This is a genomic window from Pyramidobacter sp. C12-8 (assembly GCF_002007215.1).
GTDB lineage: Bacteria > Synergistota > Synergistia > Synergistales > Dethiosulfovibrionaceae > Pyramidobacter.
Window position 1 is genome coordinate 36,758 of the sequence record NZ_MUHX01000002.1, and the last position, 13,490, is coordinate 50,247.

Below are 13,490 nucleotides of genomic sequence, written 5' to 3' on the forward strand. Positions count from 1 at the left end.
GCCCCGTCATAAAAAGATCGCTCGTCCATAGGTGGACAAGCGATCTTTCTCAGGGCTGTTCTTTTGGCGGTTCGACCAGTTTCAAGGCGGCTCTCGCCGCTGCCTGCTCAGCTGCCTTGCGGCTGGTTCCTCTGCCGCGGGCGAGCTCTTTGCCGTCCAGCAGAGCCCGGACGATGAAAATCGGATCATGCTCCGGCCCTTTACGCTGAAGCAGTTCATAATAAGGCGTCGGCCCGTTCCGTTCTTGACAGAGGATCTGCAGACGGCTCTTCGGGTCGAGCTGCTCGTGCGACGCTTCCCGCGGACGACGGTTCAGAAAAGCGCGGGCCTGTTCCAGCCCGCCGTCGAGATAAAGCGCCCCGATCAGAGCTTCGACCGCGTCGCCGATCATGTTCTCGCTGGCGCTGCCGCGCTGTCCCATTCCCAAAAGGAGCAGGCCGTCCAATCCCAAAGAATGTCCCCAGGCGGAAAGCACCTCTTCGCGAACCAGCGAAGCGCGCTCGCGGGTCATCTGCCCTTCGCTGGCGTCGGGGCGGGCGCGGAACAGTTCTTCGCTGATCAGCACTTCCAGCACGGCGTCGCCGAGAAACTCGAGGCGTTCGTTCCAGAACGGGACTCCCCGTTCATGCGCGTAGGAAGAATGAGTCAGCGCTTCTTCCAGCAGGGCCGGGTCGCTGAACTCGTAGCCGATGCGCCGCTGAAACTCGAGCAGATCTTTTGCCCGCGCCGGCTCCGTTCCGTTCATTATCCTTCGTACTTCTGCAGCGCGAGCACGCCGTTATGGCCGCCGAAGCCGAAATTGTTGACGAGGATGCGTTTGACGTCCCGGTCGTACAGCGTTTCGGCGACGACGTTGACGTCGCATTCGGGATCGGGCGTTTCGTAGTTGCGCGTCTTGTGGACGATCCCCTGCTCGAAGGCCTGGAGCGCCGCCACGATCGCCACGCCGCCGGCCGCGCCGAGCGTGTGGCCGAAGATCGACTTGGTGGAGGTGACGAGCGTATCCTTCGCCTTGTTGCCGAGCAGTCCGTTGATGGCCTTGGACTCCATGATCTCGTTGAGATGAGTGGACGTCCCGTGGGCGTTGACCAGATCGACGCCGTCCCAGCCCGACTGCTTCATGGCCAGCTCCATGGCCTTCATGGCGCCGGCGCCGTCGGGATCGGGAGCGGTCAGATGATAGGCGTCGCACGTGGCGCCGTAGCCGGTCAGCTCGCCGTAAATGTGAGCGCCGCGGGCGCGGGCGCGCTCAAGATCCTCAAGGACGACGACGCCGGCTCCCTCCGCGACGATGAAGCCGGCGCGGTCTTTGTCGAAGGGACGGGACGCACGCTCCGGATCGTCGTTGTGGGTCGTGCACAGCGCCTTCATGGAGGCAAAGCCGGCCACGGTCAGTCCCATCACGCAGGCCTCGGCGCCGCCGGCCAGCATCACGTCGGCATCGCCGCGCTGGACAGCGTACCATGCCTCGCCGATGCTGTTGATCGACGAAGCGCAGGCGGTGACGATGCACATGTTGGGGCCTTTGCAGCCGTACTTGATGGCGATGTAGGCCGAGGTCATGTTGCTGATCATCATCGGGATGGCGAAAGGCCCGACATGGCGAGGCCCTTTTTCGGAAAGATCCTGATATCCTTCCCAGCTGGTGTGCAATCCGCCGGTGCCGGAACCGATGTAGACGCCGAACTTCCAGGGATCGACGGAAGCCGGATCGAGCTTCGCGTCTTCGATCGCCATTGACGCCGCCGCCGTCGAGAACTGAATGACGCGGTCGGTGCGCTTGGCCTCTTTTTTAGCCATATAAAGGGCAGGGTCAAAGTCGATGACCTCTCCCGCGATTTTCACGTTATAGTCTGAAGTGTCGAAGGCAGTAATGCTTCGAACGCCATTTTCTCCCGCTTCAAGAGCGCGCCAGTAATTCTCCTTGCCGATGCCAACGGGGCTGACCACGCCGAGCCCGGTGATCACGACTCTTCGATTCATTTTGAGATCTCCTTGCGTCTCGGTGGACGAATACACTAGATGGTCCTTTGAAAAGGGGGAGAGGAACCGCCGTACTGGTATCCTCTCCCGACAAATACAGCTTCGTTACTCCTCGATGCCAAGCTTACTGGCGGCGTAGTTGATCGCTTCGCCGACAGTGGTCAGCTTTTCGGCATCCTCATCGGGGATCTCGATGTCGAACTCTTCCTCGATGCCCATGATCAGCTCGACGATGTCAAGGGAATCGGCGCCGAGATCTTCCACGAAAGAAGCCTCGGGGCGGATCTGCTCCTCTTCCACGTCAAGACGGTCGATGATGATTTCCTTCAGGCGAGCGAGAACATCTGCTTTAGTCATAGCTCAAAGCACCTCCATAAAAATATGCGGCCTTGTAAAAGAACCGCTCTATGCCATTGTCATCCCGCCGTCAACGGCGAGAACCTGACCTGTGATGTAAGAACTGCTTTCCTGAGCGAAGAAGGACACGGCATTGGCCACGTCCTCGGGATCGCCCTGACGCCCTTGCGGGATGCCCGCCAGGATCGCTTCCTTGGCGGCGTCGCTCAGGACTTTAGTCATATCGGTGGCGATATAACCGGGAGCGACGCAGTTCACCGTCACGCCCTTGGCGGCGTATTCGCGCGCCACGCACTTGCTGAAACCGATCACGCCGGCCTTGGCCGCGCCGTAATTGGCCTGTCCTGGATTGCCCGTCACGCCCACCACCGAAGAGATGTTGACGATCCGGCCCCAGCGGGCGCGGACCATGGACTTGACCGCTTCGCGCGTGCAGAGGAACACGGACTTGAGATCGGCGTCGAGCACGTCGTCCCAGTCGGCGTCCTTCATCCGCATCAGCAGCCCGTCTTTCGTCCGTCCGGCGTTGTTGACGAGGATCTCGACGGAGCCGAGAGATTCCTTGACGTCGTCGAAAAGTTTCTTCACCGCTTCGGGGCTGGAGACGTCGCCGGCAAAAGCCATCGCTTTTCCGCCCGCGGCGGTGATCTCATCGACCAGAGACTGGGCCGCTTCCGCTGAAGAACGATAGTTCACCGCCACGGAACAACCGTCGGCGGCAAGGCGTTTCGCCACGGCGCGGCCGATGCCGCGGCCGGCGCCGGTCACCAAAGCAACGCGAGCCATCGTTATTCCGCCGCCTTCCGTTCCGTAAAGGGAGCGACCTGCTCGAGATCGGCCGGCTGTTCCACGTTGAGCACCGCGGCCTGACGGGCGATCTTCTTGACCGTACCGCTCAGCACCTTGCCGGGCCCCATCTCGATGAATCCTTCCACTCCCTGCGCAGCCATGGTCTGCACGCTTTCGACCCATCTGATGGGACTGTAGGTCTGAGCGTACAGTCCGTCGCGAATCGCGGAAACGTCGCTGACCGTCTGGGCGGAAACGTTGGCGACCAGCGGGCAGCCGCCGGCGTTCCAGACGCACTTTTCCATTTCGGCCGCCAGACGGTCCGCCACCGGACGCATCAGCGAGCAGTGGAACGGGGCGCTCACGTTCAGCATCACGCAACGCTTGGCGCCTTTTGCGGAAGACAGCGCGACGGCGCGTTCCACCGCGGTCGTATGGCCGGAGATGACCGTCTGCACGGGCGTGTTGTAGTTCGCCGCCTCGCAGACTTCGCCCTGAGCGGCCTCTGCGCAGACGGCGCGGACCGCGTCGGCTTCAAGCCCGAGGATCGCCGCCATGGCGCCTACGCCCCGAGGCACGGCCTCCTGCATGAAGGAACCGCGCTTGTGCACGAGACGCACGCCGTCGGCCAACGACAGTACGCCGTTGGCGACGAGAGCCGTGTACTCGCCAAGGCTGTGTCCGGCCACAAAAGCGGGAGCCAGCGTCACGCCTTTTTCCTGAAGCGCGCGGAACACGGCGATGGACATGGTCAGAATAGCCGGCTGAGTGTAGGCCGTCAGGACCAGTTTGTCCTCGGGACCGCTGAAAATGATGTCGCTGAGAGAAAATCCAAGGGCCTCGTCGGCTTCAGCGAAAGTATCCTTTGCCGCCTTGGAAACGCCGCAAAGTTCCTTTCCCATGCCGACGGCCTGAGAGCCCTGGCCGGGAAAAACGATCGCATACTTCATAGGCTTCGACTCCTTTTAAGCGTTGGCTTCCAAGTCCTTGAGAATAGTTTTGGCCTCGGCGACCATGCTTTCGATGATATCGGCACAGGAACGGATGTCACTCACGAGCGCAGCCGACTGGCCGGCCATGACGGATCCCCGTTCCATGTCGCCGTCGACGACGGCGGCACGAAGACGGCCTGTGCCCAACTTTTCGATCTCGGCCACCGGGGCGTGGTTGTACTCGAGATCGAGGAATTCCTTCGTCAGTTTATTGGCGATGCAGCGCACGGGATGCCCCGTGCTGGCGCCGGTCACTGCGGTGCAGCGCTCTTTTGCCCTGACAAGTTCCTGTTTGTAATCGGGATGCACCGTGCATTCCTTGGAACAAACGAAGCGCGTCCCCACCTGAACTCCTTTGGCCCCCAGAGAGAAAGCGGCCGCCATGCCGCGGCCGTCGACGATGCCGCCGGCGCAGACAACGGGGACTTTCACCGCTTGAGCCACGAGGGGCGTGAGCACCATGGTCGTCAGCTCGCCGATATGTCCGCCGGCTTCCATGCCCTCGGCCACCACAGCCTGCGCACCCTGGCGGACGGCACGGATCGCCACCGCCGTGGAAGCGACGACGGGCATGACGATCGCCCCGAGAGGTTTTAACCGCTCGATCACTTTGCCGGGGCTGCCGGCGCCGGTCGTAATGACTTTGATGCGATATTTGGCGGCCAGTTCCACCGCGGCGGGAGCCGTCGGCGACATAAGCATGATGTTCATGCCGTAGGGCTTGTCGGTCAACTCGCGAATCTTGAGCAATTCTTTCTCCAGCAGCTCGGGCGGCGTCGCTCCCGCGGCGATGATACCAAGGCCGCCTGCATTGCTGACCGCAGCGGCCAGCTCCGCATTGGCGATCCAAGCCATAGCCCCTTGGATCACAGGATGTTTAATTCCCAAAAGTTCCGTGATTTCCTTACCGAGCATGAAGAAACGAACCCCTTTCGTTTTTCGCAGTCAGAGCGCTGCTGACACCAATCCTCTCAAACCTCATCAAACGTTCCGGCGAACGGTGCGCGATCGTCAGCACAGCGTCTCCTCGGCAGCAACTTTTTCCAATTCCTGTGCAATATCCTCACGGATACGTTCCAGCGCGTTACGTGCCACGAAGCTGTAGGCCACGCCAATGGCGTTGGCGATGGCGGGCGCTTTGGAACGCCCGTGAGCTTTGATCACCGCGCCGTTCACGCCCATCAGCGCGGAACCGCCGTAGCGCTGATAATCGACGCGCGCGCCAAGTCTCTTCATGGAAGGATACAGCAACAGCGCACCGGCTTTCGCCAGCCAAGATTCCTGGATGGTTTCTTTGACCAGTCCTTTGCAGAATTTGATCAACCCTTCAAAGGACTTGAGCATGACGTTGCCGGAAAAACCGTCGCAAACCACGACGTCCGCGTCGCCCATGGGAACGCGGTTGGCTTCGACATACCCGCCGAAATTCAGGTCGGCGCTGGCGCGCAGTCGTTCGCGAGCCGCCACGATCACGTCGTCGCCCTTGATTTCTTCGGAACCATTGGAAAGCAAACAGACCCGCGGCGACGAGGAGAGCTTTTCCACGTCCTTCATGTAAACGGAACCCATCAGCGAAAATTGTACCAGATTCAGCGGCTTGCAGCGAACGGTAGCTCCGGCGTCAAGAAGGAACACCGGTTTCTTCGTCGGCAGCAAGATCCCCAAGCCGGGACGGTCGATCCCCTTCAGACGGCCGACTACAAGCACGCCGCCGGCCACGATCGCGCCGGTGCTGCCGGAAGAGACGCAACCCTTCGCTTCACCAGACCGGACCATTTCCATAGCGATACGCATGCTGGAACGTTTTTTGCAGCGGATCGCCTTTGCGGGCGACTCGTTCGGATCGACCACTTCATCGGTATGGACCACGCGAATGCGGCTTCGGACGCTGCTGTCAGCTTTGTCCAGATAAGGTTCGATGACGGTTTTGTCCCCAATCAAAGCGATCTCGAGATCGCTGTTTTTATTGCATGCTTCAATGACGCCAGGACAGACGGCAGACGCGCCGTGATCGCCGCCCATGGCGTCTACGGCAATGATCATGTTTATCCCTCGTTCCCCCGCACGGCTGAAACCGTGCTTTCTTCACCGCTCGACAGAGCCCGCACGATAAAGCGCCCCACGTAAATCTCTCGGTCGCCCACGTTGGTATGAACGCTCACGATGTACTTATCGCCTTCATGGACGCCCACTTTTGCCCGGGCCACCAGTCGGTCTCCCACAACCGCAGGAGCGCTGTAGCGGCCGCGGAACGTCTGCACGACAACCATGTCGGCTTCTACCACGGCGATCGCCAGCGTGCTCGCTTGAGCGTAGATGTATTGATCCCAGACCTGGTCGGTGTGGCGAAAGGCCATTTCCTTGGTGGTCTGGAGCATGGAGAGCGCCCAGACGTTTGGCTCCAGCCCCAGAAGTTCGCCGATGAATTCCTCCTGCTTCAGAGAACGCAGGCGACTGACGGCCCGCTCGGCCATCTGGCGGGTGCGTTCGCGCAGTTCCGGCACGCCCATGAGCGCGCGGTCAAGCCGGATCGTACTGAGACTCACTTTCAGCAGCCGAGCGAGATCTTCATCGGTATAGAGAGGATTCTGTTCCATCAGCGCGAATAACTTTTCGTGGCGCTTCAACTTGCCATTTTTCAGTGACATGTTCCTCCCTCGCTTTTAACACCTAGTCCTAATATCTACTCTCGAACTACGCGAAGTATAAAGACTTTACCGTGAAAGGTCAAGACACTTTCAGCCGTCCCCAAATATTTTTTACGTATGAAACTGTGCAGAAATGATATATCCCGCCGTGCCGGCACGTTCTCTCCAGGAAAAGGATTTTCATCGCTTCGCACCGGCTCTTCTTGACAATGAACACTGACTTCCAAGAGAAACGCAAAGAGCCCCCTGCCGTAGCATTTTTACGCAGGGGGCTCTTCAGTTTTCTGTGAGCAGCTCGAGCTTATTCGGCTTTCGCTTCGGTTTCGGCCTTGTCGGCGGCGACCTTGAGCACCTTGCGGCCGCGGTAATAGCCGCAGACAGGGCAGGCGCTGTAGGTCGGGATCATCTCGCCGCAGTGAGAACAGGCCGTCATGCCGGGAGCGGTCTTTTCGCCCAGCCAATGGGCAAAACGCATGTGGGTCCTGCGGTGGGACACTTTCATCTTCGGGGTTGCCATAGTCATTTCCCTCCTTTTTGCTTTTCTTCATCCACGAAATCCGCCAGAGCCAGGAAACGCGGATCTCTTCGATCCTCGGCGGGGAGAAGCGAATCGATCTCAATGCATCCCTCAGGGCACGTCGCGTAAAGCGGCAAAGCCACCACAAGGCATTCCCACACGAGATCGGTCACGTCAACGCTGCCGCCGAGCCACGTAACGGGCAGAACGACCCTGTTGGAATCGTAGAATAATTCCTCTTCTTCCTGTACTTTCCCAACATCTTCCGACTGCAAGACGTAAGAATACATGAATTCCTGCCGAATTGCAACCGTCAAAGGCGCGCAACATCTACGGCATTCGGTAGCAACTTCTCCACTAATTCCGATCAAAACGTCGGCCCCCTCAGGGGTCCGCTGCGTTTCCACGGTGACTTTGACAGGACCGGTGAAGGAGAATTCCTGAGCGCCGCAGGACAGGGGCTCTTTCAGATCCAACGTCCAGATTTGGGAGAGCCTGAGCTGCGAATCTTTCGCGTCCGGCAAAGGCACAACGAAACGCCAGTCCGCCGGCCGTTCGGTCAGTGCCATAGGTCTTGCTCTCTCCGCTCCTGGTCCCCGCTCAGAAAGCCATCTTCTTGGTGTCGCGGGCGATGACCAGCTCTTCGTTGGTGGGAATAACGATGACTTTGACCTTGGAATCGGGAGCGCTGATGACGCGTTCCTCGCCGCGGAAATTATTCTTGGAATAATCCATCTTCACGCCCAGGAATCCAAGTCCTTCGGTGACCATCTGGCGAGTCGTGGCGCTGTTCTCGCCGATACCGGCCGTGAAGACGATGGCGTCAACGCCGCCCATGGCCGCCGCGTAAGCGCCGATGTACTTTTTGACGCTGTAGGTCAGCATTTTATAAGCCAGCGCGCACTTAGCGTCGCCCTTGTTCATGCCTTCTTCGACGTCGCGAAGGTCGGCGGAAACGCCGGAGACGCCGAGCAGACCGCTCTCCTTGTTGAGGATCTTGTCGGTTTTCTCGGCGCCTTCCTTCTGGGCGATAAAGGTGACAACGCTCGGATCCAGGTCGCCGCAGCGAGTGCCCATGACGACGCCGGGAAGCGGCGTGAAGCCCATGGAGGTGTCGACGACCTTGCCGTGGTCGACGGCCGCCAGCGAACTGCCGTTGCCGAGATGGCAGGTGATGATCTTCAGATCTTCGATGGGACGGCCGAGAATTTCGGCGCAGCGGGACGATACGAAGCGGTGGCTGGTGCCGTGGAAACCGTAACGGCGCACGTGGTCTTCCTTGTAATATCTCTCAGGCACGGCATAGCGGAAAACGTAGTCGGGCATGGTCTGATGGAACGCCGTGTCGAAAACGCCGACCTGAGGGACCGAAGGCAACGCTGCCGTGATCGCCTCGATGCCGATGATGTTGGCGGGATTGTGAAGAGGCGCAAGGGGGGCACAACGTTTCAGAGCGTCCATCACAGCGGGCGTGATTTTTACGGAGCCGGCGAACTCCTCGCCGCCGTGGACGACGCGGTGCCCGACGGCCCCCAGTTCGTCAAGGCTCTTGAGCACGCCGACTTTGGCGTCGAGCAGCGACTTGAGGACGAGATCGACGGCGACCTTGTGATCGGGGATCGCGGTCTCGGTGACCACCGCGTCCATGCCGATCTTGGTGTGCTTGAGGCGGGAACCGTCGATGCCGATGCGCTCGACCAGACCTTTGGCAAGCACGGACTCGTTGTCCATGTCGAAGACCTGATACTTCAGAGAGGAGCTGCCGCAGTTAATAACGAGAATCTTCATTACAAAAAACCTCCTTGACGTTTTTGACGCTCTGTCGTATATCCAAACTGTCACTCATCCCCTGCGCCGCGGGCAAATTCAGAGGAGAATCACCATCATGAGAAAAATCATCGGCATCGTCGCCGAATACAATCCCTTTCATCGGGGCCATCGGTACCAGATCGAGGAGATAAAAAAAAGAAACGCCGGCGCGGCCGTTATCTCCGTTTTGTCGTCGAATTTCCTGCAGCGGGGCGTGCCCGCGCTGCAGGACAAATGGGAACGCGCCCGTGCCGCGGTGCACTGCGGCGTCGATCTGGCGATCGAGCTGCCGCTGCCGTTTTCCTGCAACAACGCCGGCGTTTTCGCCGGCGGCGCCGTGGCGCTGCTGAAAGCGACGGGCGTCGTCGAGGCCATTTCCTTCGGCATGGAAGACGAAACGGATCTGCTCGGCGCAATCTCTGCTATTTTAGTCCAGGAACCCCCGGCTTTCAAGGCTGTTTTACAGGATTTCTTAAAAAAAGGTTCTTCTTACGCCCAGGCGAGAGCTGAGGCGGCCGAACGGCTTTGTCCCGGCGCCGGCGCGCTGCTGGGCAAGCCCAACAACACGCTGGCCCTCGCTTACGCGGAGGCGGCGCTGCGCCAGCAGGCCGAATTCGAACTGCTGCCGGTGCGGCGCGTCGGAACTGGATACCATGACCGCAGCGAAGGCGAGATCATGAGCGCTACGGGGATCCGCGAAGCGCTTCTGGACGGGCGGACGGAGCGCGCGTACCGCGCCATGCCGGACAAAAGCGCGGCGATTCTTCGGGGAAATATCGCCGCCGGACGCTGCTGCCTCGATTGGAAGCCGCTTTGGCTGGCGCTGCGGCTGCTGCTCATGCGCGCCGCGAAAGCGGAGCTGGCGCGATACGCCGACATGAGCGAGGGCATCGAAAACCGTTTTTTCGACCAGTATCCGCGCTGCGAAAGTTTCGAAGAACTGGCCGAACGAGTCGCCACGCGCCGCTATCCGCGCACGCGCGTCCGCCGTCAGCTCATGGGGCTGCTGCTGAACGTCGGCGAAGCGGACAACCAGCTCTTTCAGCGCCGCGGCCCCGCCTACATCCGTCCGCTGGCGATGAACGACCGCGGCCGCGAGCTGCTGCGCCTGATGCGCAAAAAGAGTGCGCTGCCGGTGATCACGAAACCCGCGGGATTGCGCGGCGACGACTACGCCCAAAAGATCATGACGCTGGAATTCCGCGGCGCGGCGCTGTGGGAAAGTCTTGTGCCCCGCCCCGACTGGGAGCGCGAGAAAAAAGCCGTGCCGCTGGTCCTGAACGGCTAGCTTCTCACCAGACCGGCGCCGGCTTTGGCGCCGCTGTGAAAGCGCTCCACCAGACGGCGGTACACATAGGGCGGCACGAGGTTGCGCACTTCGCCGCCGAGCTGGAACACGTCCTTGATGGTATGGCTGGAAAGAAACGAATATTTGGCGTCGGTGACGATGAACAGCGTTTCGATCTCCGGCGCCAGCTGACGGTTCATCAGCGCCATCTGAAACTCGTACTCGAAGTCGGACAGCGCCCGCAGACCGCGGATGACGATACTGCTTTTGCGCTGGCGCAGAAAATCCACCAGCAGCCCGGAGAAGGAATTCACCGTGACGTTGGAAAGGTGTTTGAGAGCCTCGCGAGCCATGTCGACCCGTTCGTCGATCGCGAAGGCTCCTTTTTTGTCGGGATTGATCAACACGGAGACCTCGACCTCGTCGAACAGCGCCGCCGCGCGTTCGGCGATGAACACGTGGCCGTTCGTGATCGGGTCGAAGGAACCGGGATAGACCGCCTTATGCCTGTACATCGGAGACCTCCTTCAGTTTGAGGAAATCGAGCACCGAAACGCCGTAGCGCCGCTCGTCCGCCAGCTCCCAGGGCGAATCATCCAGGTCAAGCGGCTCGCGCCCGGCGCGCTCGAGGATCACCGTGCCGCCGGGCTTCAACAGTCCGGCATGAGCGCCGAGGAGCCGCGGCAGCTCGCTCATCCACTTCATCTCATAGGGCGGATCGGCGAAGATCACGTCGAAGCTCAGCCCGCGCTTTTCCAGCCAATTCAGCGCCCTGCGCACGTCCATGCAGAGGGCGGTATGATTTTCCGCGCCCAGCGCGCGGCGGATCTCCGCCGCCCGGTCGCGCAGCAGCTCCACCGTGACGATCGACGCGCCGCGGGCGCGCGCCTCCTTCGCCACCCGCCCGGTGCCGGAGAACAGATCGAGAAAGCTCATGCCCGACAGCGGCCCGAGGATACTGAACAGCGCCCCCAGCGTCTTGCCGGCGGTCGGCCTGACCTCTTTCACTGTTCCCGGATCCTCCGCGCCGCATCCTCGACGGCGAAGCGCACCGCCGGCGTCAGAAACGGGGCGAAGACGCCGTCCAGCTTGACCAGCGTACACTCCGGCTTACTGACGATTTTGACGTAGAACTTCTGTTCGTAGCCGGAGTCGGTGCAGATCGTCTCCTCCAGCAGCGTGCCGTCGGCGGCGCAAAAACCGCCGCGGAAAGCCCAGTGCGAATCCTCGCCATGGCGCCCCTGCGCGCTGCCCGTCCGGCCGGTCACCGTCCGGTCGAGAAGTTCAAGATCGACCAGCACCGCCGGCGCGATTCTTACGTGCATGTCCTCCACGCTCCCTTCCACCATTCGCGGCACGCTCCAGGGCGCCGTTTTCTCGATGTAAAGATGATGAATGTCCTTGCCCATGTCCAGCCATTTGCGCTCGTACTTGGTGGTGATGCCGCGCCGGAAATTGAGGCGGCGCTCGGCCAGCTTCAGCGCCGCGTGCGAGCCGAGGATCCGTTCGACCTCGTCGGCGTACCAGGCTTCGTCGGTGGCCATCTCAAAGACGCCGCCGATCTTCAGCACCGAGGCCAACAGAGCGGAAAAACCTTCCGAGGTGACGCGGCGGCGCGCATGGCGCTCCTTCGGCCAGGGGCAGGGAAAACTCATGTAGATGCGCTCCACCGAGTTATCGGCGAAACACTCGCGCACGAGGAAGCGCGCGTCGCCGCACAGCAGGCGCACGTTCCCCAGCTTCAGGCGCGCGACGCGCGACAGCGCTTTTTCGAGGCACATGTGGGAAACTTCCACGCCGTAAACCAGCGCTTCCGGGCGTTTCTGCGCGAGGTCGACGAGAAAATCGCCGTTGCCGAAGCCGATCTCGATCAGCCGCGGCGCGCCCTCGCGCTCGGCCGGCAGGCGGCATTCCGGCGTCGGTCTGAGGACCACGTCTCCACGATTCAAAATTCTTCCCTCCAATGCCTTTTTCACGCAGGGGGAAAATCCATGACTCTCCCTGCGTTTTGCAGGCGCGGAATTCTCGTTTTTTTCTGAAAGACGGCCCATTATAACAAAAAAATCCGCGCCGCGTGAACGGTCCGTCCGCCGCCGTTTTCGAGGGCGAAAAGACGTTCCACGTGGAACATTTCCTATTTTTTCTTGGCGCCGCCGCGTTCGCGGCGATATCTTTCAGGAAATACGACGATCGCGCGCCGAACCGCGCGGGCAAAAAAGGCCGGGCTTCTTTTTCATCGACAAAAAAAGAAGTCCGGCCTCCCCGTTCAAAAATCGGTCACACGCGGCCCTTCACGCCGACGGCTGCGGCGGTCAGAGCCTGCATGAGCTCGTCGTTTTCGTATTCCTCGAGACGTCCCGCGTCGCCGAGCTCGGTCAGCTTCTGATCGACGGGAATGCGCGCCAACGTCTTGAGGCTGAAAAGCTTCTCGATCTCCTCGCGGTGCGACGAGCCGAAAAGGTCCCAGCGCTCGCCGCAGTGCGGGCACACCGCGTAGGACATGTTCTCCACCAGGCCGAGCAGCGGCACGTTCATCATCTTGCCGAGATTGATCTGCTTCTGCACGATCATCGTCGACAGCCCCTGCGGCATGGTCACGGCCAGGATGCCGTCGACCTGGATGCTTTGCATGACCGTCAGCGGCGCGTCGGCGGTCCCCGGCGGCAGATCGATGACGGCGAAGTCGAGCCCGCCCCAAGCGCCGTCTTCCCAGAACTGCTTGATGGTGCCGCTGATCAGCGGACCGCGCCAGACGACGGGCGCGCCGTCGTCCTTGAGCAGCAGATTGACGGAAAGCACTTTGATGCCATTGGCCGTGGCAGGCATTTGGATCTTGTTGTTCTCCACGTACGGCGGCCGATCGATGCCCAGCAGTTTCGGGATCGAAGGACCGGTGACGTCGGCGTCGAGCACGCCGACGCGGTAGCCGGCGCGGTTCAGCGCCACCGCCAGCAGCGCCGACACGGTGCTTTTGCCGACGCCGCCCTTGCCGCTGCCGACGGCGATGATGCGGCCGACGCCCTGCCGCGTCGGGCCGGGGATCTTATTGCAGTTTCCGGCCGACGAGCAGCTGCTGCACGAACCATTACACGTCTCGCTCATAACAC

16 protein-coding genes are annotated in these 13,490 nt (G+C 60.9%); 1 reads left to right on the forward strand and 15 read right to left on the reverse strand.

Annotated elements, in window-relative coordinates; all coding sequences use genetic code 11:
- Nucleotides 1–49 precede the first annotated feature (49 nt).
- The 11 genes from rnc to B0D78_RS00900 all read right to left on the reverse strand — a co-directional run bounded on the left by rnc (nt 50) and on the right by B0D78_RS00900 (nt 9,074).
- The gene (gene rnc, locus B0D78_RS00850; RefSeq protein ID WP_078015098.1) at nt 50–745 is read right to left on the reverse strand and encodes a ribonuclease III; all 696 of its coding nucleotides are present in this window, start codon (nt 743–745) and stop codon (nt 50–52) included.
- On the reverse strand, nt 745–1,983 hold the full coding sequence (fabF, locus tag B0D78_RS00855; protein WP_078015099.1) for a beta-ketoacyl-ACP synthase II: 1,239 nt from the start codon (nt 1,981–1,983) through the stop codon (nt 745–747). Before fabF ends, rnc begins: the two co-directional genes overlap by 1 nt.
- Nucleotides 1,984–2,088: 105 nt before the next feature.
- On the reverse strand, nt 2,089–2,340 hold the full coding sequence (acpP, locus tag B0D78_RS00860; protein WP_009164755.1) for an acyl carrier protein: 252 nt from the start codon (nt 2,338–2,340) through the stop codon (nt 2,089–2,091).
- 48 nt (nt 2,341–2,388) lie between these two features.
- Nucleotides 2,389–3,126 carry a 3-oxoacyl-[acyl-carrier-protein] reductase gene (gene fabG, locus B0D78_RS00865; protein ID WP_078015100.1) on the reverse strand — a complete coding sequence of 246 codons (738 nt, stop codon included), beginning with the start codon at nt 3,124–3,126 and terminating at the stop codon, nt 2,389–2,391.
- A gap of 2 nt (nt 3,127–3,128) precedes the next feature.
- The gene (gene fabD / locus B0D78_RS00870; protein WP_078015101.1) at nt 3,129–4,079 is read right to left on the reverse strand and encodes an ACP S-malonyltransferase; all 951 of its coding nucleotides are present in this window, start codon (nt 4,077–4,079) and stop codon (nt 3,129–3,131) included.
- 15 nt (nt 4,080–4,094) lie between these two features.
- Nucleotides 4,095–5,036 carry a nitronate monooxygenase gene (locus B0D78_RS00875; protein ID WP_078015102.1) on the reverse strand — a complete coding sequence of 314 codons (942 nt, stop codon included), beginning with the start codon at nt 5,034–5,036 and terminating at the stop codon, nt 4,095–4,097.
- 96 nt (nt 5,037–5,132) lie between these two features.
- Complete coding sequence (plsX, locus tag B0D78_RS00880; protein ID WP_078015103.1) at nt 5,133–6,164, reverse strand: phosphate acyltransferase PlsX; 1,032 nt, start codon at nt 6,162–6,164, stop codon at nt 5,133–5,135.
- Nucleotides 6,165–6,166: 2 nt separating this feature from the next.
- A complete protein-coding gene (fapR, locus tag B0D78_RS00885) occupies nt 6,167–6,769 on the reverse strand; it encodes a transcription factor FapR (protein ID WP_078015104.1) in 603 nt (200 codons plus the stop codon).
- A gap of 301 nt (nt 6,770–7,070) precedes the next feature.
- Nucleotides 7,071–7,286: a 50S ribosomal protein L32 gene (gene rpmF, locus B0D78_RS00890; protein ID WP_078015105.1), complete on the reverse strand. Its 216-nt coding sequence runs from the start codon at nt 7,284–7,286 to the stop codon at nt 7,071–7,073.
- Between the two features lie 2 nt (nt 7,287–7,288).
- Complete coding sequence (locus B0D78_RS00895; protein ID WP_078015106.1) at nt 7,289–7,855, reverse strand: YceD family protein; 567 nt, start codon at nt 7,853–7,855, stop codon at nt 7,289–7,291.
- Between the two features lie 31 nt (nt 7,856–7,886).
- The gene (locus B0D78_RS00900) at nt 7,887–9,074 is read right to left on the reverse strand and encodes an acetate/propionate family kinase (RefSeq protein WP_078015107.1); all 1,188 of its coding nucleotides are present in this window, start codon (nt 9,072–9,074) and stop codon (nt 7,887–7,889) included.
- 97 nt (nt 9,075–9,171) lie between these two features.
- Here B0D78_RS00900 and B0D78_RS00905 point away from each other — a divergent pair, with 97 nt between their 5' ends.
- Nucleotides 9,172–10,383: a tRNA(Met) cytidine acetate ligase gene (locus tag B0D78_RS00905; RefSeq protein WP_078015108.1), complete on the forward strand. Its 1,212-nt coding sequence runs from the start codon at nt 9,172–9,174 to the stop codon at nt 10,381–10,383.
- Here the strand turns inward: B0D78_RS00905 and coaD are convergent.
- The 4 genes from coaD to B0D78_RS00925 all read right to left on the reverse strand — a co-directional run bounded on the left by coaD (nt 10,380) and on the right by B0D78_RS00925 (nt 13,485).
- Complete coding sequence (gene coaD, locus B0D78_RS00910; protein ID WP_078015109.1) at nt 10,380–10,898, reverse strand: pantetheine-phosphate adenylyltransferase; 519 nt, start codon at nt 10,896–10,898, stop codon at nt 10,380–10,382. The genes B0D78_RS00905 and coaD overlap by 4 nt on opposite strands.
- A complete protein-coding gene (locus B0D78_RS00915; protein ID WP_078015110.1) occupies nt 10,885–11,391 on the reverse strand; it encodes an RsmD family RNA methyltransferase in 507 nt (168 codons plus the stop codon). Before B0D78_RS00915 ends, coaD begins: the two co-directional genes overlap by 14 nt.
- Nucleotides 11,388–12,332: a tRNA (guanosine(46)-N7)-methyltransferase TrmB gene (trmB, locus tag B0D78_RS00920; protein ID WP_078015188.1), complete on the reverse strand. Its 945-nt coding sequence runs from the start codon at nt 12,330–12,332 to the stop codon at nt 11,388–11,390. The genes B0D78_RS00915 and trmB overlap by 4 nt, the downstream gene beginning before the upstream one ends.
- A gap of 328 nt (nt 12,333–12,660) precedes the next feature.
- Complete coding sequence (locus B0D78_RS00925) at nt 12,661–13,485, reverse strand: Mrp/NBP35 family ATP-binding protein (RefSeq protein WP_078015111.1); 825 nt, start codon at nt 13,483–13,485, stop codon at nt 12,661–12,663.
- Nucleotides 13,486–13,490 lie beyond the last annotated feature (5 nt).

Coding starts and splice junctions, on each gene's coding strand:
- coaD (WP_078015109.1), bottom strand. CDS start 10,898: ATGTACAGGCATAAGGCGGTCTATCCCGGTTCCTTCGACCCGATCACG.
- B0D78_RS00925 (WP_078015111.1), bottom strand. CDS start 13,485: ATGAGCGAGACGTGTAATGGTTCGTGCAGCAGCTGCTCGTCGGCCGGA.
- rpmF (WP_078015105.1), bottom strand. CDS start 7,286: ATGGCAACCCCGAAGATGAAAGTGTCCCACCGCAGGACCCACATGCGT.
- acpP (WP_009164755.1), bottom strand. CDS start 2,340: ATGACTAAAGCAGATGTTCTCGCTCGCCTGAAGGAAATCATCATCGAC.
- fabG (WP_078015100.1), bottom strand. CDS start 3,126: ATGGCTCGCGTTGCTTTGGTGACCGGCGCCGGCCGCGGCATCGGCCGC.
- B0D78_RS00905 (WP_078015108.1), top strand. CDS start 9,172: ATGAGAAAAATCATCGGCATCGTCGCCGAATACAATCCCTTTCATCGG.
- fapR (WP_078015104.1), bottom strand. CDS start 6,769: ATGTCACTGAAAAATGGCAAGTTGAAGCGCCACGAAAAGTTATTCGCG.
- rnc (WP_078015098.1), bottom strand. CDS start 745: ATGAACGGAACGGAGCCGGCGCGGGCAAAAGATCTGCTCGAGTTTCAG.
- B0D78_RS00895 (WP_078015106.1), bottom strand. CDS start 7,855: ATGGCACTGACCGAACGGCCGGCGGACTGGCGTTTCGTTGTGCCTTTG.
- B0D78_RS00900 (WP_078015107.1), bottom strand. CDS start 9,074: ATGAAGATTCTCGTTATTAACTGCGGCAGCTCCTCTCTGAAGTATCAG.
- fabF (WP_078015099.1), bottom strand. CDS start 1,983: ATGAATCGAAGAGTCGTGATCACCGGGCTCGGCGTGGTCAGCCCCGTT.
- fabD (WP_078015101.1), bottom strand. CDS start 4,079: ATGAAGTATGCGATCGTTTTTCCCGGCCAGGGCTCTCAGGCCGTCGGC.
- B0D78_RS00875 (WP_078015102.1), bottom strand. CDS start 5,036: ATGCTCGGTAAGGAAATCACGGAACTTTTGGGAATTAAACATCCTGTG.
- plsX (WP_078015103.1), bottom strand. CDS start 6,164: ATGATCATTGCCGTAGACGCCATGGGCGGCGATCACGGCGCGTCTGCC.